This window comes from Mucilaginibacter sp. P4_A11, from assembly GCF_056402535.1.
Genome location: NZ_JBFUHE010000004.1, coordinates 176,384 through 198,916 on the forward strand (window position 1 = coordinate 176,384; position 22,533 = coordinate 198,916).

General features: G+C 42.6%; 14 protein-coding genes. 2 read left to right on the forward strand and 12 right to left on the reverse strand.

Features of this window, described 5'->3' with window-relative positions; genetic code table 11:
* Positions 1-19: 19 nt before the first annotated feature.
* Both AC1DUD_RS09900 and bglX read right to left on the reverse strand, forming a co-directional pair.
* Positions 20-3,268, reverse strand: coding sequence for a SusC/RagA family TonB-linked outer membrane protein (locus tag AC1DUD_RS09900; RefSeq protein WP_477374124.1), 3,249 nt, complete (start codon positions 3,266-3,268; stop codon positions 20-22).
* A 932-nt stretch (positions 3,269-4,200) separates the two neighbouring features.
* The gene (gene bglX, locus AC1DUD_RS09905) at positions 4,201-6,507 is read right to left on the reverse strand and encodes a beta-glucosidase BglX (protein ID WP_477374126.1); all 2,307 of its coding nucleotides are present in this window, start codon (positions 6,505-6,507) and stop codon (positions 4,201-4,203) included.
* 189 nt (positions 6,508-6,696) lie between these two features.
* Here bglX and AC1DUD_RS09910 point away from each other — a divergent pair, with 189 nt between their 5' ends.
* Complete coding sequence (locus AC1DUD_RS09910) at positions 6,697-7,458, forward strand: NrtR DNA-binding winged helix domain-containing protein (protein ID WP_121231109.1); 762 nt, start codon at positions 6,697-6,699, stop codon at positions 7,456-7,458.
* Between the two features lie 198 nt (positions 7,459-7,656).
* Here the strand turns inward: AC1DUD_RS09910 and AC1DUD_RS09915 are convergent, their stop codons facing one another.
* From AC1DUD_RS09915 to kdpF, 6 genes are all read right to left on the reverse strand, one after another.
* On the reverse strand, positions 7,657-9,378 hold the full coding sequence (locus AC1DUD_RS09915) for a HAMP domain-containing sensor histidine kinase (protein ID WP_477374129.1): 1,722 nt from the start codon (positions 9,376-9,378) through the stop codon (positions 7,657-7,659).
* 2 nt (positions 9,379-9,380) lie between these two features.
* Positions 9,381-10,508 carry a sensor protein KdpD gene (locus tag AC1DUD_RS09920; RefSeq protein ID WP_477374131.1) on the reverse strand — a complete coding sequence of 376 codons (1,128 nt, stop codon included), beginning with the start codon at positions 10,506-10,508 and terminating at the stop codon, positions 9,381-9,383.
* Positions 10,509-10,625: 117 nt separating this feature from the next.
* A complete protein-coding gene (locus AC1DUD_RS09925; protein WP_477374133.1) occupies positions 10,626-11,192 on the reverse strand; it encodes a K(+)-transporting ATPase subunit C in 567 nt (188 codons plus the stop codon).
* 107 nt (positions 11,193-11,299) lie between these two features.
* Complete coding sequence (gene kdpB, locus AC1DUD_RS09930; RefSeq protein ID WP_477374135.1) at positions 11,300-13,330, reverse strand: potassium-transporting ATPase subunit KdpB; 2,031 nt, start codon at positions 13,328-13,330, stop codon at positions 11,300-11,302.
* Positions 13,331-13,332: 2 nt separating this feature from the next.
* The gene (gene kdpA, locus AC1DUD_RS09935) at positions 13,333-15,048 is read right to left on the reverse strand and encodes a potassium-transporting ATPase subunit KdpA (RefSeq protein WP_477374137.1); all 1,716 of its coding nucleotides are present in this window, start codon (positions 15,046-15,048) and stop codon (positions 13,333-13,335) included.
* 9 nt (positions 15,049-15,057) lie between these two features.
* Positions 15,058-15,135, reverse strand: coding sequence for a K(+)-transporting ATPase subunit F (gene kdpF, locus AC1DUD_RS09940; RefSeq protein WP_083879072.1), 78 nt, complete (start codon positions 15,133-15,135; stop codon positions 15,058-15,060).
* A gap of 340 nt (positions 15,136-15,475) precedes the next feature.
* On the opposite strand from kdpF, the gene AC1DUD_RS09945 reads away from it, so the two are divergent.
* On the forward strand, positions 15,476-18,487 hold the full coding sequence (locus tag AC1DUD_RS09945; RefSeq protein ID WP_477374139.1) for a WG repeat-containing protein: 3,012 nt from the start codon (positions 15,476-15,478) through the stop codon (positions 18,485-18,487).
* Between the two features lie 30 nt (positions 18,488-18,517).
* On the opposite strand, the gene AC1DUD_RS09950 is transcribed toward AC1DUD_RS09945, so the two are convergent.
* From AC1DUD_RS09950 to AC1DUD_RS09965, 4 genes are all read right to left on the reverse strand, one after another.
* Positions 18,518-19,864: a sigma-54-dependent transcriptional regulator gene (locus AC1DUD_RS09950; RefSeq protein WP_477374141.1), complete on the reverse strand. Its 1,347-nt coding sequence runs from the start codon at positions 19,862-19,864 to the stop codon at positions 18,518-18,520.
* 143 nt (positions 19,865-20,007) lie between these two features.
* Entirely contained in the window at positions 20,008-20,208 is a 201-nt protein-coding gene (locus tag AC1DUD_RS09955) for a YqaE/Pmp3 family membrane protein (protein WP_110586577.1), read from the reverse strand.
* Between the two features lie 55 nt (positions 20,209-20,263).
* Positions 20,264-20,815 carry an acyl-CoA thioesterase gene (locus AC1DUD_RS09960; protein ID WP_477374144.1) on the reverse strand — a complete coding sequence of 184 codons (552 nt, stop codon included), beginning with the start codon at positions 20,813-20,815 and terminating at the stop codon, positions 20,264-20,266.
* A 200-nt stretch (positions 20,816-21,015) separates the two neighbouring features.
* Complete coding sequence (locus tag AC1DUD_RS09965; RefSeq protein WP_477374146.1) at positions 21,016-22,266, reverse strand: type IX secretion system plug protein; 1,251 nt, start codon at positions 22,264-22,266, stop codon at positions 21,016-21,018.
* Positions 22,267-22,533: the final 267 nt, after the last annotated feature.

Here is a 22,533-nt window from a genome sequence, read left to right on the forward strand (position 1 = left end):
ATTAAAAATTTGTCACACATTAAAAAGAGGCGTTAACACCAATATTGTATATCTTCTGCCCGGCAGGATAGTTACCAAAGTCGATACCGAAACTGGTATTATCATTCAGGGTTGAAGGCTGGAGTTCAGGATCTAAACCACTGTATTTAGTAATGGTGAATAAGTTGTTAGCTAACAAATAAAACCTTAGTCTCTTAATACCCAAAGCTTTGATCTTTGAATTCGGTACAGTATAACCTAATGTTAATGATTTTAACCTAACATACGTACCGCTTTCAACATACCATGAGTTTGGATCGCCGGTATTGTCAGCGTTAGCTGTACGGGTTAATACCGGGATGGTTGCCTGGCTGTTATCAGCGCCTGGTTTCCAAACTTTAGGGCCTAATATATCGGCACTTACGTTACCGGTAAATACCTGAGGGAAATAAGTCCAGTATTTAATGTAGTTGAAGATTTTGTTACCGAATGAACCGTAAACGAAAGCGTTCAGATCGAAGTTTTTGTAAGTAAGGTTAAATGTAAAGCCACCTGTAAATTTAGGGTTGGGGTTACCGATAAACGTTTTGTCATCAGAAGTAATCTTTCCATCGCCATTAACGTCGGCATATTTAAATAAACCCGGCCTTGCATTAACATCAGTTGGCGAAGCGGCTATATCAGCAGCATCACGGTATAAGCCGATAACTTTATATCCATAAAATTCGCCTACAGGCTGGCCTGGTTGCAACCTTACAAAGTTTTGAATACGGGTTGAACCACCACTATTACGATCCTGGTATTTAAGGCCATTCAAATCAGTAACTATGTTTGAGTAATGACTAACATTCAGGCTCAGATCGTATTTCCAATCGCTGCCTACGTTGCCGTGGTAGCTGGTAACAATTTCAAAACCTTTATTTTTAATATTACCACCATTAACATATGGTAAGTTTGAAACTGCTGCAGGAGCTAGCGAAATTGCAGGGTCGGTTGATTGGAATAATAAACCGGTAACTGATTTCTGGAAATACTCGAATGTAAAATCCAGTTTATTATTAAGAAAAGTAGCATCAAAACCAATATTCTTGATCTTATCAGTTTCCCATGAAGTAGCTAAGTTACCTTGTTGTATCCGGTATAAACCTGTAACAGTTGAGTTACCTGTACCGGTTATATCATAGTTTGCGTTACCGTTTGACTGAGCGTATAAGCTGTAAGCATTGCTTAAGCGGGTTTCAACACCGGCAAGTGAACCAAGACTACCGTAGCTTGCACGGATCTTCATGTCGTTAAGCCAGCTAACATCTTTCAGGAACGACTCTTTTGAGATCCTCCAACCAGCGGTTATTGCCGGGAAAGTACCCCATTGATTGCCAGGAGAAAAATATGAAGAGCCATCACGACGTACTGTTGCACCTAAAATATATTTATCGTTGAACTGGTAATCTAACTTAGCGAAATATGAAAGCAGACCTGAGTCAAAAAGCTGGTCAACAGCAGTACTTGGCGGGTTAGCACCGTTAGCTACAGTTACATAGTTAGGGTCAAACGAGATATTGTAGTTGCCACCACCTGCACGGATACCACGTTTGTATGTGGTTATAGCCTCAGAACCAGCTAAAAAGTTAATACTATGTTTACCAAACTGTTGTTTGTAGTTCAAAGTATTAGTCCAGGTATATTGGCTGTTGTAGCCTGCAACTTCGGTAAAACCGTTAGTTGAAGTATTACCTTCTGAGTTTTCGTATGCTGGTTTAGTAAAGAAGTAGTAGTAATAGTTATCAACACTACCACCAAACTGGCTACGGATGGTAAAGTGTTTCAGGAAGTCAGCCTCTGCATAAACGTTACCTGTTATATCCCAGTTATTATTCCTGTTGTCTTTTGTACGTTCCTGAACAGCAACCGGGTTGCTTGAGTTACCTAAACTTCCCGACCTTGTGCCCGCATAGTTACCCATGATATCATACACGGGAATAATAGGCGGCTGCCTGTAAATGTATGATATGCCATTACCTTCGTTTTGGTTATTGCTTACGTTAGGGTTTCTTTTATAGAAGATGTAAGCGTTTTCACCTACGCGGATATTCGGGCCTACAGCAAAGTTGGTGTTAATCCTGGCCGCATACCGTTTAAAATAGGTATCGATCAAAGTACCTTGTTGATTAAGATAGCTTATTGACATCAGGTAAGTAGATTTTTCGCTACCGCCGCTTGCTGTAATGTTATGGCTTTGTATTGGAGCTGGTTTAAAAACCTCATGAAACCAGTCGGTACCTTGTTTGTTGGCACGGGTGATTTGATTGTCGGTTGTAAAGGGGTTTAATAAATAAGTTGACGGGTTGGTTTTTGGATCACCTTCTCTGCCACCAGCTGGTGTGATATAGTCTGGTATTGTCCAGGTGCCGGTTTTTCCGGGGTCGTATTGCGCGTTACCACCAGCCAAAGGACTGGTACCATCAGCATTGGGGCTGTTTTTGTACGATTGATAAATAGCCTCAACGTAAGTTTTGGTGTCGGCAAGTTTAAAACCATCTTTTAATGGCCTTTGTGTACCATAGTAAGCGTCATAAGAGATAGTTGCAACACCGCTTTTTCCTTTTTTGGTTGTTACTACCACAACGCCGTTTGAACCACGCACACCGTAAATTGATGCCTGACCGTCTTTCAATACCTGCATTGATTCGATATCATTAGGATTGATATCATTTAATGAACCCTGAACACCATCAATTACGATAAGCGGCGCAGTGCTGAAAATAGAGCCTACACCACGTACGTTTACAGTTGTGTTAGCGCCGGGGTTACCGGAGTTTACTACGGTAACACCTGCCGCGGTACCCTGAAGTAAGCTGGCTGTATTTGATGCGGGTACTGTTTTCATTGTTGCAACATTAACCACCGATACCGAACCGGTGATGTCCTTTTTACGCTGAGCGGTGTAACCTGTTACAACAACTTCGTTCAGCGTACTGCTACCAGATTGCAGTGTAATCCGAAGATTAACATCGGTACCCACCTTAATCTCGGTACTTTGATAACCGATATACGATACCACCAGGGCATTGCCCGGGCTTAGGGTTAAGGTGAATTCACCATTAACATCAGTTACAGCACCTGTAGTAGTACCTTTAACGCGTATAGACGCGCCAACAACCGGTAATTTATCGTCAGAGCCGATAACCTTACCTTTGTACTTTGTTTGTGCTGTAACTACCAATGAAGATACCAGGCAGCATAGCAGCAAACCCAAGTATCTTCCTTTGAGGAGTAAACTTTTAAACATGAGATTGAGATTTAGTTGATTAATATATTTGATTTAAGTTTTTAAGTCGATAATTGGTGGGTTATGTTTTAAAATGAAAAATTGCACACTTGCGGGTAACCGGTTTGAACTGGGCAATTGTGAGATAGGCCCTGTTAAACAGATTAATGGAGAATGAAGTATTGGAAAGTAAAAAATGTAAAAGTTTTATCATATGAACTTCTCTCGTATAAATTTTAAACTTTTTATCCGTGTAGCCACCTTTTTTTTGCTCCCGCTAATGAAGCAACATTAAAGTTAAAATGTTATAATAATATTAGATTTTGAACGATTTCTGTTAAAACAGAAATTTATATTGGCTATGGAACTAATGTAATTAGTGTGTACTGTATACACAAGTAAAAAAAGCAGATTTATAAATTAATTATTTATAGACCGATTTATCCAATAAAATTACAAATTGAAACACATTCATTAACACCTTACCAATAAATCAGCATATTTTTTAAAAATATCGTATTGTAAAAATGTTGCTATTAATCAAACCCTGTTCTGCAAAAGTTGATAAAACAATAAATATCATGGTAACAGGGCTGTTACCTTTAATATTTCAATCCAATTTTAATGTACTTGGTCGGATTGTCAAAATCTACCAAAATGTTAAAATATCATCATACTTTACAAATACTGTCATAGCAACATTTATTATTAATTAGCCAATAATAAATGTTAGATACACATTTACACGAACGATACTTTTTAAGCAATAAATGTTCATATTACATTTATTACAATCAATTTCACACACTTGTACAACATTTTAAACACCTTTTTCAAAACAAAACAGCACCGGTAAAATCTCTTACCGGTGCTGTGCAAATATTTTACTTTGTTAAAAAATAAGCTTGTCTTTTTTAACAAAGTGCTAAAAATGTATTATACTTTAAATAGGTCTATTTAGTCCACCAAACCGAAGTATTGTGTGTATTGGCCGAGCTGGTTCCTATCTCGACAAGAAATTCGCCCGGTTCCCAGTCGTACTTCAGCTGGCTGTTATAAAACTTCAATTGCTCAGGAGTAATATTAAAACTTACCTGCTTTGCTTCACCAGGCTTAAGGTTTATTTTTTGATAACCTTTAAGTTCTTTTACCGAACGGCTGATGCTCGCAACAGGGTCACTTATGTACAATTGCACCACTTCTTCACCTGCATATTTACCTGTGTTTGTTACAGTAACAGTAGCCCTTAAAGTTTCATTACCTTTTAATTTGTTTTTGCTCACGCTAACCGCACTGTAATCAAAAGTGGTATAGCTTAAGCCGTAACCAAAAGGAAAAAGCGGATCGTTTGAAATATCAAGATAATTTGATTTAAATTTTGACGGGCCGCCACTGTATGGCCTGCCTGTATTTTTGTGGTTATAATAAATAGGTATCTGCCCTACGCTGCGCGGGAAGGTAGCAGTTAACTTACCGGCTGGGTTATAGTCGCCGAATAACACATCAGCAATAGCATTACCGGCTTCAGTACCCGGTGCCCAAACATCAAGTATCGCGTTAGCATGTTTATCTTCCCAGGTTAAGGTAAGCGGCCTGCCGTTAAACAGTACGATCACCATCGGTTTGCCCAACTTTGAAAGTTCCTTCAGCATGTTTTTCTGACTTTCAGGAATATCAATATCTGAACGGCTTGATGACTCGCCCGACATGCTTTGCGATTCGCCAACTACGGCCACAATCACATCCGATTTTTTAGCTGCATCAATAGCTTCTTTTAACAGTTCATCGGCCGGCTTGGCATCTAAAGAAACCATGCCCGGACCAAAGTTTAACCTTTTAATAAACAGGCTATCCTCAGTTATATTAGCACCTTTAGCATAGTTAATGGCAACGTTGTTCCCTACTACGTTTTTGATACCTTCCATTACACTCACCGATTTTTCCCATTCGCCGGCGATAACCCAGGTACCCAGCATATCGCGGTGATTATCTGCCAGCGGGCCTACCAATGCGATACTTCCTCCTTTTTTAAGCGGAAGCGTTTGATTATCGTTCTTTAATAATACAAAAGAGTGTTTGGTAATTTCCCTTGCAGCTGCGCGGTTAGCAGGTGATAGCTCTTCCTTGGCTTCCTTAGCGGCATCCATTGATTTGTAGGGGTTATCAAACAAACCTAATTTATACTTGGCTTCCAGTACGCGCTGACAAGCCAGGTCAATTTCCTGCTGGGTTATTTTCTTTTGTGTAAGCGAATTCTTTAGTGTCTTCAGGAAACCCTCTCCTACCATGTCCATATCCAAACCGGCTTTAAGCGCAAGAGCTGATACGGTTTGCAAATCTCCAAGGCCGTGGGCGGTCACTTCGTTTACTGCGGTATAATCAGATACCACAAAACCTTTAAAACCCCATTGTTTTCTTAACAGATCGGTCAACAACCATTGGTTAACCGTTGCAGGTACACCATCAACCGTGTTAAATGAGCTCATGAAACTGCCTGCACCTGCATCTACTGCCGCTTTATATGGCGGCAAGTAATCCTGGTACATTTTAATGCGGCTCATATCTACCGTGTTATACTCACGGCCGGCTTCTGCACCGCCGTAAAGTGCAAAGTGTTTAACGCAGGCCATTACAGCGTCGGCATCTTTCATGTTTGCGCCCTGGTAGCCCTGCACCATAGCTTTTGCCACCTGCGAGCCATACCATGGGTCTTCGCCCGAACCTTCAGAAATGCGGCCCCAACGCGGGTCGCGGGCAATATCAACCATTGGCGAAAACACCCAGTTTAAACCTTCGCCGGTTGCCTCTTTAGCTGCTATTTGTGCCGATTGTTTGATCAGGCCCATATCCCACGTTGCCGACATGCCCAACGGAATAGGAAAAATAGTGCGATGACCATGGATCACATCCAAACCAAAAATAAGCGGAATGTGCAGCCTTGAGTTTTTAACAGCTATATCCTGGATCTGGCGGGTTTGTGCTGTACCCCAAACACCAAACACGCCGCCAATTGATCCCTTTTTAATATTTTCTTCAACACCTTTATTTACTACCGATCCTGTTGTTGCCGCCCCGATGGTTACCAGGTTAAGCTGCCCTATTTTTTCATCGAGGGTCATTTTACTCATCAGGCCTTTAACATAGGCGTTCATTTTGGCATCTTCAGTTTTGCTTTGTGCCAATACCTTATTATAAGGCATCAACGCCACGCAAAACGGCATCACGGCTATAACGAGCCTGCTTGAAAAATACTTTTTCATTTTTTAATTTATGTGGGTAGTAAATAATTGGTTAACAAATATGACTAATAATCAGGGCATTTCATTGTGCCCTTAAATATTTTTGATGATTTTTAAAACGATATGCTACGGCATTTTCCATAGTGTATTAAGTACACAATTGTAAATATTATAATTAAAAAATCAAACTTTATTTGTACAATAGCACAAATGTTAAGTAAACAGCAACTTATTGAGTACAGCGAGGAAGCCCGTAAAAACTACGTGAACCACATTTCTATTGATTGTGTTGTATTTGGATTTCATGAAGGGCAAATGAAAGTGCTGTTATTAAAAACTAATGATGAAGAAAAATGGTACCTGCCCGGCGGCTTTGTACTTAAGGACGAACCGATAGATAACGCCGCTGTAAGAATTTTACAGGAACGTACCGGCCTGGATAAAATATTTTTACAGCAGTTCCGGGTATTTGGCGACCCGGACCGTTCAAAGGTGCATAATGATATGTATGCAGATATGCTGCCCAAAGAACAAAACTGGTTTTCGGGCCGGTTTATATCAATAGGCTATTATGCATTGGTTGATTTTTTTGGTGTTATACCACACCCTGATCAGTTTTCGGAACTTTGTGCATGGCGCGACCTGGATGATATGCCGGAAATGCAGCTGGACCATGAAAAGATCTACAAAAGCGCTTTAGATGCCCTCCGCCTGCAGCTTAACTATCAGCCTATAGGTTATAACTTAATGCCCAGGGAATTTACCATGCCTGAGCTGCAAAAACTTTATGAAACCATTTTAGGTAAAAAGCTGGACAGGCGTAATTTTCAGCGCCGCATATTAGCGTTCGGCATCCTAAACCGGTCTGAAGAGCCCCGCAAGGGAGGCGCACATAAAGCACCGTACCTGTATTCGTTTGATATTAAAAATTACCAGCACGCTTTAACCGAAGGGTTTAAAGGCGGGTGGTAATTTATGGTGAACAAAACCGAATGTCATTTCGACGAACTGGCTTGGGAACGTGCGGGGGTGAGGAGAAATCTTATACATCCTGCCCTAAATTATGTAAGACGGTTCTGCCGGGCGTATAAGATTTCTCTTTCGCTCTACTACTCAGCCCCCCTGCTCAATCGAAATGACATTTTTTTCCATTAAAAAGATGCCATCAGCTTACGCCGCAGCTATCGCTCGTTTCAGCGTAAAATAAAATGTGCTGCCTGAGCCTATTTCGCTTTCTACATTGATTTTGCCAGCCTGGGCTTCAATAAAATCCTTTGCAATGGCAAGGCCTAATCCAGTACCGCTTTGCTCAGATGTAGCGTTCGGCACTTTAAAATAACGCTCGAACAAACGGGGAAGGTATTGGTCTTCAATCCCCTTACCATGATCCGTCACCGAAAATTCGATCTCATCATTTTTATGCTTTTTAACAACCAGCTCAACAGTAGATTTTTCGTGACTGTATTTTATGGCGTTCGAGAGCAGGTTGATCAGCACCCAGGTAGTTTTATCCAGGTCAGCATGTACCTTAGGCAAACTTTCATCACATTTTACCTTGATATCCACCTGCTTCTGATCGGCAATAAACTTAATGGCTTTCACCGCGTAATCCACAATATTTTGCGGGTGTGTGCTGCCAAAGTTTAGTTGTAGTTTACCTGTTTCAACCTGGGCCATATCCAGCAACTCGCCGGTGATCAGCAACAGCCTGCGCGTATCATCGTCAATATTGCTGATCAACTGACGCTGTTCGGGGTTTACATCACCAATACGTTCATCTTCCAATAGTTTCAGGCTCATTTTTATAGATGAGATCGGGGTTTTCAACTCGTGCGATATCGTAGCGATGAAGTTGGTTTTGGCCTCATCCAGTTGCTGGTATTCGGTAATATTTTTCAGGATGATCACTTTTCCTATTACTTTATCTTTGCTGCTTACCGACAAGGATTCACGCGAGTAAAAACCTTCCCGCTCATCAGCAAAGATCCGCAGCTTTGCCTGGTCGTTCACCAGCAGCTTGCGCATCAAGTCGTTTTCGAGCGCAATATCAGGCGCATATCTACCATTGAGCTGATCCGCTTTCATACCAATCAGGCTACAGGCCACCTGATTAGCAAATATGATAACCGACTTTTCATCAAGCCCGATAATGGCGTCATGCATCGAGTTAATAATGGTTTCGATCCGTTTTTTCTCAAATAAAATACTGGCGAGGTTACTGTTTTCAAACTCATCGAGCTTGCGGGTCATTGTATTAAAAGCCTGCCCCAGCTCACCAAACTCATCGTCCGATTCAAAATGAATTTGCTGGTGATAATTTTTGTTTGATACCTCTTTGATACGGGCCGTAAGCTCCTTGATAGGATTGGCGATATATCCAGGAAAATTAACCGCGAAACTGAAGGCCACCAGGAACAAAAACGCCCCCAAAAACGCCACCAGTAACGAACCACGTTTTGATGTAGCATTAGCCACATCATTTTTGCGTGCTATGGCATCCATGTTTACACGCATAACACTATAAAGATGCTGACGAAGCCTCAGGCTTAACTGGCCTTGTTCAAGTTCGCTGCTGCCTGCATTTTTTAGCTTTTCAAAAGTGAGCCTTGCCGAATCGGTAAATTGCCGCTCGCCAACCTCGGTAACGTTACGATCTTGAAGAGCCATGTTTTTATCAATAGTTTTGATTTGTTCCGGCGTCAGTTTGCCCGGGTGCGAATCAATCGTCGAGAGCACATTTTGAACGTACTGCACACTTTTATAATTATCCTTCAATATTGCGCCAGCATCGGCGGATAAGCGATTGAGAAAGTATATCGACATTCCGCAGCATATTAATGCCAGTGAAAACAGGAAACCAATGCCTGCCCGGAGTTTATTTTTTATAGTCATGGTTATGAAAGTATTACAAGGTCAATATCAGTTTTCGACATTTTATTTAGTAGCTGTGTAAACACGGCTGTTTTCATGATAAGCTGGTAAAATTTAAACCGCGGTTTGCCAATGCAAATCGTGGTGATATCATATTTTTCGGCCGTTTCCCAAATGGTGCGGGCCACATGATCGTCTTTTACCTTCAGCACCTCGCCGCCCAGTTGCGTGGCCAGTTTCATGTTGTTGATGAGGTGCCTTTGCGCGGCTAAGTTAATCTTATCGCTGCTCTCGCGCGAGGTTTGCACATACAGCAAATACCATTTAGAGCGATAATATGACGACAACCTTGCCGTTTTACGTATAATGATCTTAGCCGACTCATCATTGGTACTAATACAAGCCAAAAACAGCTCGGGCCTTAGTTTAATAGTTTTAGGAACCTCAATATCAATCTTCCGTTCCACCTGGTGGGCCACTTCCCGCAGGGCCAGCTCGCGTAGCTGTAAGATCCGTTCAACCTGGAAAAAGTTATTCAGCGCGGTCGGGATCTTCTTCTGGTCATAGATTTTGCCTTCTTTAAGGCGATCTATCAGTTCATCGGCAGTAAGGTCAATGTTCACAACCTCATCGGCTAATTGCAAAACTTTGTCGGGCACACGCTCATTGATGGTGGCGCCTGTTATTCGTTCCACCTCTTCATTGAGGCTTTCCATATGCTGTATATTCACTGCACTGATCACGTTAATGCCCGCGTTCAGGATCTCCAGCACATCCTGCCAGCGTTTTTCGTTGCTGCTGCCCTCAATATTGGTATGGGCCAATTCATCAACTATAACAACCTCGGGGCGTAAGCTGATAATGGCTTTCAAATCCATCTCCTCCAGTTCCTTTCCCTTGTAAAACAGTTTGCGGCGTGGTATTACAAGCAAGCCCTCCAGAAGAGCATGCGTTTCTTTGCGGTTATGGGTTTCTATATAACCAATCTTCACATCGATACCATTGCGCATCAAAGCCTGGGCCTCCAGTAGCATGCGGTAGGTTTTGCCTACCCCGGCGCTCATGCCTATATATACCTTGAACTTCCCCCTGCGCGATTTTTTGATCAGCTCCAGGAAATGCTCAACCGAAGTTTCTTTGGTGTCTTCCATACCTTGTAAGTCTCTCCGCCAATTGGCAGCGGGACTTTTAAATTTATCAATTTATTTATTCTCTGTCGAGGGTTTAGCGCAGCGTATAACAGCGCTAAACTCGCGGCAGTTTATTTTTTATTTCTTCAACTCATCCAGCGCCACATTCAATTTCAGTATATTCACCTTAGCCGGGCCAAACAGGCCTAATAAAGGCTGCTCAGTGTGCTCATCAACCAGCTTAGCTACAGCATCGGCAGATAAACCGCGCACTTTGGCTACACGGGCTACCTGTACTTTTGCACCTGCTGGCGAAAGATCGGGATCCAGGCCACTGCCTGAAGCGGTAACCAGTTCGGCAGGGATCTGTGAGCGGGTTACACCGGGGTTATGTTTCAGGAAATCTTCAATACGGCCTTCAACCTGTTTCAGGTAATCAGGGTTTGAAGGACCTTTGTTTGAACCTCCCGAACCTGCAGCATTATAATCAACTGCCGATGGACGGCCCCAGAAATATTCGTCTTTAGTAAATTTTTGACCAATGTTGGCATAACCAACTACGCGACCTTTGTAAGTGATGGTTTCGCCATCGCCTTTGCCCGGGGTAAATTTACCAATACCTGCTATAGCTAAAGGATATATGCCTGCTGTTAATACAATCAGTACTAAAGTCAGCTTAATAGATGGCAACAAATATGTTTTCATTTTATTTAATGTTTAATGATGAGTTTGGAAGCGTGAGGTTTTTACGGATGGCAATTAGGGTTTATCTGTCGCCCCAAATCCATACCCCACGCCTCCCGCTCATTTAATTATATGAACAGTGAAACAGCTAAATCAATCAGTTTAATACCTATAAATGGTATCAGGATACCGCCTAACCCATAAATAAGCAGGTTACGGCGTAACAAGGCACTTGCACCTATCGGTTTGTATTCAACACCACGCAAGGCCAGCGGGATCAGTAACGGGATAATAATAGCATTAAAGATCACTGCCGAAAGTATAGCCGATTGCGGGCTGTGCAGGTCCATGATATTGAGTGCTTTTAAAGCAGGTATGGATACCATGAACAAGGCCGGAACGATGGCGAAATATTTAGCCACATCATTAGCTATACTGAAAGTAGTTAGCGTACCACGGGTCATTAATAACTGCTTGCCTATCTCCACAATCTCGATCAGCTTGGTTGGGTCGTTATCCAGATCCACCATATTACCGGCTTCTTTAGCAGCTTGTGTACCGCTGTTCATGGCTACACCAACATCGGCCTGGGCAAGTGCAGGGGCATCGTTTGTACCGTCGCCCATCATGGCTACCAGTTTACCGCCTTGTTGTTCCTTTTTAATGTAGTTCATTTTATCCTCGGGCTTAGCCTCAGCAATAAAATCATCCACACCGGCTTTCTCAGCAATAAATTTGGCAGTAAGCGGGTTATCACCAGTCACCATTACGGTTTTAACACCCATTTTGCGGAGGCGTTCAAAACGTTCGGCAATACCGGTTTTGATGATATCCTGCAACTCAATCACACCCATGATCTTTTCATTTTGCGATACCACCAATGGGGTACCACCGTTTGAGGAGATCTTTTTAACGTTGTCCTCTACATCGGCTGGAAATGGGTTGCCCGCTTTTAAAGCAATATTACGGATAGAATCAAAAGCACCTTTACGGATGCGTAAACCATCGGGCGTATCCAAACCGCTCGAACGGGTTTCGGCAGTAAATTTGATAAACACAGAATCTTTAGGAGCGTAGATCTTTAATTTATTGGGGCCTTGCTCAGCAAGCTCCACGATAGATTTACCCTCGGGAGTTTCGTCGGCCAGTGAGCTCAGCACGCAAGCCATTACAAAATCCTGTTCGCTTACACCTGCGGTTGGGTAAAAGTTGGTTGCTTTACGGTTACCAATGGTAATTGTGCCTGTTTTATCAAGCAATAAGGTATCCAAATCGCCCGCAGTTTCAACAGCTTTACCACTTTTGGTGATCACGTTGGCACGTAAGGCCCTGTCCATCCCGGCAATACCGATGGCCGATAAAAGGCCACCGATAGTGGTAGGGATCAAACAAACAAACAACGATATAAAAGCAGCTATAGTAATTGGGGTATTAGAATAATCACCAAAAGGTTTCAGCGTAACGCATACAATAACGAAGATGAGCGTAAAGCCTGCAAGCAAAATGGTCAATGCTATTTCGTTAGGTGTTTTCTGGCGTGACGCACCTTCAACCAGGGCAATCATCTTATCCAAAAAGCTTTCACCCGGCTGTGTGGTAACCAATACTTTTATCTTATCAGATAAAACTTTGGTGCCACCGGTTACTGATGATTTATCACCACCAGCCTCACGGATCACCGGGGCCGACTCGCCTGTAATGGCCGACTCATCAATGGTAGCAATACCTTCAATGATCTCACCATCGGTAGGGATGTTATCGCCTGTTTCGCAAATGAAAACATCACCTTTTTTTAGCTGTGATGACATCACCCTTTCTTCCTTGCCGTTAACCAGCAGGCGTGCAGGTGTTTCTTCACGGGTTTTGCGCAGGCTTTCGGCCTGGGCTTTACCGCGGGCCTCGGCAATAGCCTCGGCAAAATTGGCAAACAGTACAGTTAATAACAATATGATGAATACTGTAAAGTTGTAGGCAAAACTGCCCTGGCCTTTATTAGCCAGCGAAAATATGCTCACAATGAGCATTACAACCGTGCCTATTTCCACAGTGAACATCACCGGGTTGCGGAACAGGATGCGTGGGTTTAGTTTGATGAAGGATTGTTTAAAAGCCTCCCTCATCTGATCGCCCTGGAACAATGTATTTTGATTTGAGTTCATGATTATTTAAGTGAAAAGTGTTCAGCAATCGGACCTAAAGCTAATGCCGGGAAGAATGACAGGGCAGCGATAATTACGATCACCGCAAAGATCATCAGTCCAAAAGTAGAGGTATCGCTTTTAAGCGTCCCGGCCGATTCAGGGATGTTCTTTTTGTTAGCCAGTAAACCTGCAATAGCCAGCGGACCGATTATCGGCAGGAACCTGCCTAATATCATAACGATACCGGTAGTATAGTTCCAAAAAATGTTACCATCCCCCAAGCCTTCAAAACCCGATCCGTTATTGGCCGCTGATGAAGTGTATTCGTACAGCATTTCGGAGAAGCCGTGGTTGCCAGGGTTATTTAACCATGACGATGGTTTAACAGCCCAGTCGGCACCGGCCACGTGCACAATAAAGTATGATGAAATAGCTAAGCCCACAAGGATAATAAAAGGGTGCAGCAGGGCAATCAGCGAAGCGATCTTCATTTCCCGTGCCTCAATCTTACGGCCTAAAAACTCAGGGGTACGACCAACCATCAGCCCCGAAATAAATACGGCAACGATGATAAATATGTAGAAGTTAAGGAACCCAACCCCGCAGCCGCCGTAAAAACAGTTGATCATCATGCCCAGCATCATCATGGTGCCTGATACCGGCATAGCGCTGTCATGCATAGAGTTTACCGATCCGGTAGAGATAATGGTAGTCATGATGCTCCAGTAAGCAGAGTTGGCCGGGCCAAACCTCACCTCTTTACCCTCCATGGCGCCGGTTGGCTGGCTGATACCCATTTTAGCTATGGCAGGGTTGCCATGTAACTCGGCATTCATTGTTGGGATCATCAGCATGAGCATGCCCAGTGTCATTACTCCAAAGATCACATAGGCGAATTTCTTTTTATTGAGATAGAAACCCAGTGCAAATACCAAAGCTATAGGGATAACACATTGTGCTACCAGCTCAACAGTATTGGTTAAGTAATTAGGGTTTTCGATAGGGTGTGCGGAGTTAGCGCCGAACCAGCCACCACCATTGGTACCCAGGTGTTTGATGGCAACCAGGGCAGCAACCGGTCCGCGGGATACGTGAACAGTATCGCCCTGCATGCTGATAAAAGTATCTTTACCTGCATAGCTGGTGGTCATGCCGTTAAAGGCGAAGATGACAGCTATTACAAAGGAGATAGGCAGCAACACGCGGGTGATGGATTTTACAAAGTACTCCCAGAAGTTGCCCAGCTTATCGGTAACCTTATCCTTCATTGCCCTGAAAACAACTACCAGCGCGGCAATACCTGTTGCGGCCGATACAAAGTGCAGGAACATGAATACAAAGTGCTGTGTAAAGTAGGTAGCGCCGCTTTCGCCCGAATAGTGCTGCAGGTTACAGTTAACCAAAAAGCTGATAGCGGTATTAAAAGCCGTATCAGGCGACTGGCCCGGGTTTGCGTCGGGGTTAAGCGGCAAATGGCCTTGTGCCATCAGGCAAACAAAGGCATATATCAGCCAAACACTGTTGATGGTAAGCAGGGCCAGCAGATGCTGTTTCCAGTTCATTTCGCGTTTGGTGTCGATACCGCTAAAGCGGAAGATCAGGCGATCAAGCGGGGCCATAAAATCGAGCCAGGTTTTTTCGCCCTTAAAAACTTTAGCCATGTAACGGCCAAGGGGAATGGCGATGGCTAAGGTGAGCAGATAGGTGAAAATTACACCCGTTAGTTCAGTGTTCATAGTTTAATTTTAAAATTTTTCGGGTTTGAGAAGTACGTACACCATGTAAATGAACACGGCTATTGCGACGATGAATAATGCTGCCATGATTTTAGATTTTTTCGAAGTAGTTTACAGATTTAAAAAAGATCCAGAACACCACTACAAATGTGGCCAGGTAAGCGATTGTGAGTAAAGCATCCATTTTTATGTGTTTTTACAAAGGGCTTTGCCAAGCGGATGCCAAGAAAATTAAAATCCACACAAATAACTGTATATAAACAATTTACATAGATCTATCAATGAAATTCTATTTATTTAGGGGGAATTGAACTATCATTTTGATAGGTGATTATCAAAGTGGAATTTTTGCCGAACTATTTTGGCATTAAAATCGTAAAATTGCCGACTCAACCTTATCATAATCGCCACACATTTTTTTCAGCTAATGACAAAAAAATTCCTTTTCATAATAAGCTCCTTATTCAGTGTTCAACTGGCAAGTGCGCAAACTTTTAATCCCGATAAATATGGTCATGTAATGGATGCTAAATTCAAGCAATTGATCAAATCAAGGGGGTACGAACTGGTGGGCGCTTTTGATACCGTACAAAGAGACCCTTTACTCATTACCGCTCCCTTTCAAAAAAAAGGAAAATGGGGTAAAATCGACAATCATGGAAAAGTAGTAGAGGAAGCTAAATCGACAGAATATGTTGCTGCCACACCACAGCGCGACATTAAAGGCGACCCTTTTCTAAATGAATCTGACCGAGGTACTAAATATGGTACGCCAACATTTCCCTCAAAAAACATTTTTTCAAAATTTAGCAAGAATGGAAAACATGGCACCAGGGATGCTTCGGAAAAAGAAGGGATTTCGCCAATATATGACCAGGTGATATTATATAATGACAGTACTGTTTATGTAAAAAACGGTAATTTATATGGTGTATTTAATGCCAATGGCAAACCTATTGTACCTGTCATGTACGATTATATTACCTATACATCTAATTCATCACAGGCTTTTATTGTAAAAACAGGAAAACTATACGGCGTATTTTTTAAAGGGAAAGAAATTATTCCTGTGCAATATGACAGAATAGGATTTGACTACCGTAAAAAAAACCTGATAAAAGTAACTACCGGCGATAAAACTGCGCTGTTTAACTTAACAGGCGCCCAACTTACAGCCTTCAGTTATAATCAAATAGGTGATTTTAATGCAACTGGCATAGCCACCTATAGAATAGGTGTGAGCACTGATGCTAAAATGGGCCTGATAGACTCGCTTGGAAAGCCGGTTACAACGCGCGAGTATCGTGAAATAGTGTCTTTTAGCCCCCTGTTATTTAAAGTTACCGACGGAATATATCCAAATCAACAAACCGGGCTAATAAATTTAAAAGGTAAACCGGTTTCGCAAATGGATTATAATCAGATTGAATACTTAAATAAAGGGGTGGCGAGGGTGACCAAAGATGGTCAAATAGGCATGATCGATTCTACCGGAAAAGAAGTTATCAAACCGGAGTACACCTATCTCAATTATTTCAGCAACGGCTTCGCGATATTTAAGAGAGATACTAAATATGGTTTATTAAATTCAAAAGGAACGGTTGTAGTTCCTCCAGCTTATGATTTAATTGAATCAAACTATAGTCGGCAATGTTATTTTATTATCATGGATAAAAAAAGTGGCATAATGGATGCCACAGGCAAAATATTGTTACCACCTACATATGATTTGCTTTACCCCGTAGCCGACCACGGATACCGGGCTTCGCTAAACAAAAAGGTAGGGCTGCTCAATGATAACGGAGCTGTTGTAATACCCATAAAGTATGATATGATTGGCCCCGACCGGGGTAATAAGGTTGTTGATCATGGCATAGCGACTGCTACATTAAATGGAAAAAAATATCACTTAGACCTATATGGTAATGAGTATTCAGAAACGTTGCCTGCAGAAACAATGTTAAATTTCACTCCGGACAAAAGCGGATTTGTTACGGGTGCAGATTTTCAACAATTCATCAAACAACGTGGCTTTCAGTTGGTGTCGACATTTGATACATTAACTAAAAAGCCCCTTTTACTTGCCTGCCGTGTTATGCTGGACGGTAAATGGAAATTAATGGATACCAAGGGGGTTTACCATGACGACCCGGACAGGGCTCATCCTTACATCTACGACGAAGCCAAAATTACTTCGGGTACAGGGATGGGTTCGGATATACGAATAGATGAACCGGTAAACGCCGAAAACCCCGTAAACCCTGGTTTTGAGCAAGTAGTTGAAAATGGGAAATATGGTACAATTAATAAAAAAACCAATAAAATAGGCTTACCTGCTATTTATGATAATTTCACCTTTATGGGCGGTGGCTGGGTTATGATCCGCCTTGGTGGTAAATATGGCATGGCTATGGATGATGGTAAAGTAATACTATCACCTAAATATGAATCAATAACACCGATGACAGCTAATGGCCGGTTTAATTTTCAATGTTTTTTTGTAAGAGATAATGGTAAATATGGTCTTGTATCGTCATCAGGAGCCGAAATTATTCCGATAAAATATGATAAGCTGCAAAACATTTATGGAGTTGACCCCAATAATTCGCTATTAAAATTTTCATTGGATAACAAATGGGGGATAATAACAAAAAATGGAAAAATGTTAACTCAACCGTTATATAACGAATTGATGAATATTCGACCTAACCTTATCAAAACTACTATAGGAGCCTCCTATCCGCGATTATACGGCCTTATCGATACAACAGGCAAAGAGATATTACCCCCTGTTTATAAAGCCATTGATCCCGACTTTCATAAGAAAGTGTTTCGCATAACCAACGCTAACGATAAAATCGGGTACCTATCATTAACCGGTAAAATCTTATTTAAACCTGTTTATGACGAAGTAGGCGAATTTACCAATGGCACTGCCAGGGTAAAAATAAATGGCAAATACGGCCTCATGAAAGAAAACGAAAGCTTTGCGATCCAACCCATTTATGATGACTTATATTTAACGCGTGCCGGCCAAACAGTGATTTTGCAAACAGGGAATAAAAAAGGTGTGGCGGATATGCAGGGGAACAAAATTATTCCGATTGAGTATAGTGAACTTTATGCTGCTAATGGAAATTATATTTTTAAGCGTGATGAAAAATGGGGAATTATGAATGCGAAGGGCAAAGTTTTGGCCTCGTTAGAATATGATAACATATCACCTGGTTATAATTGTTTCATCGTTAGCTCGAATATGAAATACGGGCTTATGGCCAACGATGGAAAGTTGATCACAGGGGTTAAATACGATCGTTTCCGGTCTGAGAGCTTTACCATGAAAAGCGGCTTTGCTGAAACAAAGTTGAACGGAGCAAGGGTTATTATCGATCGATACGGAAACGAGTATTTTGGTTTGGGAACTGGTTACAATAATTAGCCGTGCTAATTATTGTAACAAAAAAATGGTTTACTCCAACCCGTATTCTTTCAACTTCCTGTACAGCGTAGCCACACCTATATTAAGCAGGTGTGCCGCTTCGGCACGGTTGCCATGGGTATGGTTCAGCACACGTTGAATATGCAGTTTTTCAACAGATGAAAGGTCAAACGCCGAAATAGGTGCACCGCTTTTTACCTGTTGCTGCTGAATTTCATAGGGGAGCAGGCTTTCGTCGAGCACATTACTGTCAGTAAGGATCACCGCGCGCTCAATGATATTTTTAAGCTCACGGATGTTACCGGGCCAACTGTAAGCTTCCAGCTTTTCAACAAACTCATCACTCAAAACATTCACCTGCTTTTTAACTTTAAGGGCAAAGTGCTGCATAAAGTATTCGGCCAATAATTTGATGTCTTTTTTACGCTCGCGTAATGCAGGCAGGGTGATCTGGAAGACAGAAAGACGGTAGTACAGGTCCGACCTAAAATGACCGTCGTTGATCTCGTTCAGTAAATTACGGTTGGTAGCTGCCAGGATGCGCACATTAACCTGCGTAGGCTTGGTATCCCCTATCTTGATGAATTGCTGCGATTCGAGCACACGGAGCAATTTGGCCTGCAGATCGTGATCGAGCTCCCCTATCTCATCTAAAAATATCGTACCGCTGTTGGCTTCCTCAAAAAGTCCTTTTTTATCCTTAACGGCACCCGTAAATGAACCAGCTTTATGGCCGAAGAGTTCACTCTCCAGTAATTCTTTGGTGAAAGCGCTGCAATTTACCGCCACAAATGATTTAGCGCTGCGGTTACTGGCCTGGTGAATGGCTTCGGCAAAAATTTCCTTGCCCGTACCGGTTTCACCCAATAATAACACCGTAGTATCAGTAAGGGCTACCTTTTGAGCCAGCTTGATCACATCACTAATAGCGGTTGATTTACCAATGAGCCTGTCGAAACCGAACTTATCATTCAGTTTGCTTTCCAGTTCGGCAACTTTTTGCTGCAGCAAGGCTTTATCCATGGCCTTGCTTACCAGCGGGATGATCTTTTCGTTATCATCGCCCTTGGTGATATAATCAAACGCGCCGGCTTTAATGGCTTTTACACCATCGTTAATGGTACCGTAAGCCGTTAAAACAATAATCTCGGTATTGGGGTAGTTTTTCTTGATGGTTTCAGAAAGGGTAATGCCATCAATATCGGGCAGCTTAACATCGCTTAGAACCACGTGTATGATATCCTGCTGTAATTTTTTAAGTCCCTCTTTGCCTGTACCTGCGGTAATTACCTCGTGACCTTCCAACTGTAAAATACGCGCAAGCAAATTGCGGAGGCGTTCCTCGTCGTCGATAATTAATAGTTTACCCTTTTGCATCGTATTGCAAATATGGTAAATTATGAACCATGATTTTTGGGATTTTAGGATTTCTTGATAGAATTGGCCTGTATAATTTGTCCTCTCAAACAGTTTCAGCCAACGGCATCAGCCAATCCTATAATCAAGAAAATCAGGGTTCCTCACCACCTCGCTCTGCGCGTTGCCCGCATGAGTTGTCTGTGACGTTTGGCATCATAGTAATCGCTGGTTACCAGGATGGCATGAATTACGCCAGGGATCCAGAAAAATAGAGTTAAAAATATATTCAGTATAAATGCCCCTATCCTGCCGGTAGTAAGGATGGCGACAGGCGGAAGTAAAAAGCACAAAAAGTATCTCATGGTACAAATAGTTTTATTGTTAAGCTATTTGTTAGACCACCGGTAGTTTATTTTGTTACTGTTTAATTTCTTCGCCAAGGTTGGGCGGTAACTCATCGACAAAAAACAGGGCTTTCAATTCGGTGGCGTCATTCGGGTTCATTTTCCCGCCTAATATCAGCCTCAACTGGCGGCGACGAAGTGCGCCTTCGTACAGTGCCTGCTCTTTTTCTGTTTCAGGGATCAGCTCAGGTACGGCTGTCTTTTGACCATCTTTGTCCAAAGCCACAAAGGTGTAATAGGCTTCGTTGCTTTTCACTTTGGTGCCCGATGGAATGTTTTGCGCCCATACATCCATCCTTACTTCTACCGAGGTAGTGAACGCACGCGTAACCTTTGCCTCAATGCTTACCACATCACCCAATTTTATAGGCGCTTTAAACGATACATTATCCACAGATGCTGTAACCACTATTCTGTTGCAATGCTTTTGTGCCGAAATAGCGGCGGCGATATCCATCCAATGCAGCAAACGCCCACCCATCAGGTTGTTTAAAGTGTTGGTATCATTGGGCAATACCAATTCGTTCATGATGGTGTATGATTCCTGCGGCAATTTTCCTGTCATATGGGGTGTGTTTGGGGGTAAAGATACGAAGCCCTTATATTAAAATGTCATTTCGAAACGAGGAACGAGTGAGAAATCTTATACGCGCTGTTTAGCTGCATTGCAGGACCGCCATGCAGGGCGTAGAAGATTTCTCTTTCGCCCCGATGCTCCTTCCCTCTCTGCTCTATCGAAATGACAATTTTGAGAGATTTTATTATCTACCGCTTCGTCACCAACTCCCTGAAACCTACCAGCTCATCCCAACGGGCGGCGGGTGGGCGGTAGTAGGTGAGCATTTGATACTCATTCTCCGTTTCAAAGTGACTGCCTTCAAAAGGGATGTCATCGGCTTTGCCGGTTTTGGCATCTACCCAAATGTATTCATAATCATATACGCCCTGTTTTAACAACATATTTACGGTGTACCTTCCGTCATCAAGCGGGTGCAGTTTATTGCTATCATCGAGGCGGTAGTTATTAAACTGGCCTACTACATATGGGGCTCCGTCTTTAGGGGCTTTGTTGGTTGACAAGGTAAAATACACATGGGCATAATCAGCATCGGTGGCAGGGGTTGTGCCATCGTTATTCAGGATGTAGAATTTGCCGTCGTTGTCGTACTGAAAAATATAGTTGGGCTGGTCGCGCACCGGGTCGCCTAATAGCACAACAACGTTTGTGGAATCTTTATATATCTTGGCTACCCTTTGCGAATTAAGTTTCAGCGTACGGGTATCAAACAGCCTGAACTCGTTTCGTCCCGGAAAATCATTAATTGTTACATCATTATAAATTAACTGCGAACCACGGATATAAGTTGGCTGTCCGTTAAGCACTGCTGTTTCGGTGCGGGCATTTTGCATAATGAAAGTGCGCAGGGCATAAGCCGGGTTTTGTACAACCAAGCCCGAATAATCCACTGTAAAATTTATCTTTTGATTAGTTTGTCGGGTAACATTATTGGCCGAGGCCACCAGATCGGCAGCTATCGAAACGCGTTTGCCCAATACGTATAGCCTGCGGGTAAGCACCATTTTGTTTTGATCGCCATCTTCATAAACCTTCAAAACGTAATTGCCCGATATTTTGGGAACGATGTTATTGTTAGGCAACGAAATTTCATAATGGGTGTACTTTTGCATGGTACCAGTAGAGTAGCTGTAATTGTACAGGCGATCATCGGCAAAGCTTTGCAGGTATTCGGCAGGTGACAGGTTTGATGAGTTCCAGTTGGCATCGCAATGCTCAATGGTATAGTAGTAATTACGACTGCCGCCCCGCAAGTCATCAAAGGCCAACAGCACTTTTTCGTCCGATCCTAAATTGATCACTGGAAAAGAGCCTTGTTTGGCGGTATTGTAAAACTCAACGCTTTTTATGGCTGATGAGTAAACGTTGTTATTATAGGTAGATTGAGCAAAAGTATTTAACGACAGGAGGGTGAAAAGGATGATGTAAAGCTTTTTCATTTATATAAACCTACTAATTCCGGTTAAACTACAAACGCCATTGCGAGGCACAGTCTGTCCCGAATTTGCTTCGGGAAAGCAATCCCAAACTATACAGTGCGGATTTACATAGCCGCCCCACTAATCGGGGATTGCTTCGTACCTCGCAATGACGGGTTAATTTATAATATCGTTAAACCACTATGTCATTGCGAGCGATAGCGTGGCAACCGCATGCTATACAGAGCGGCCCCATATAGTTCGCTATTGCTTCGCTCCTCGCAATGA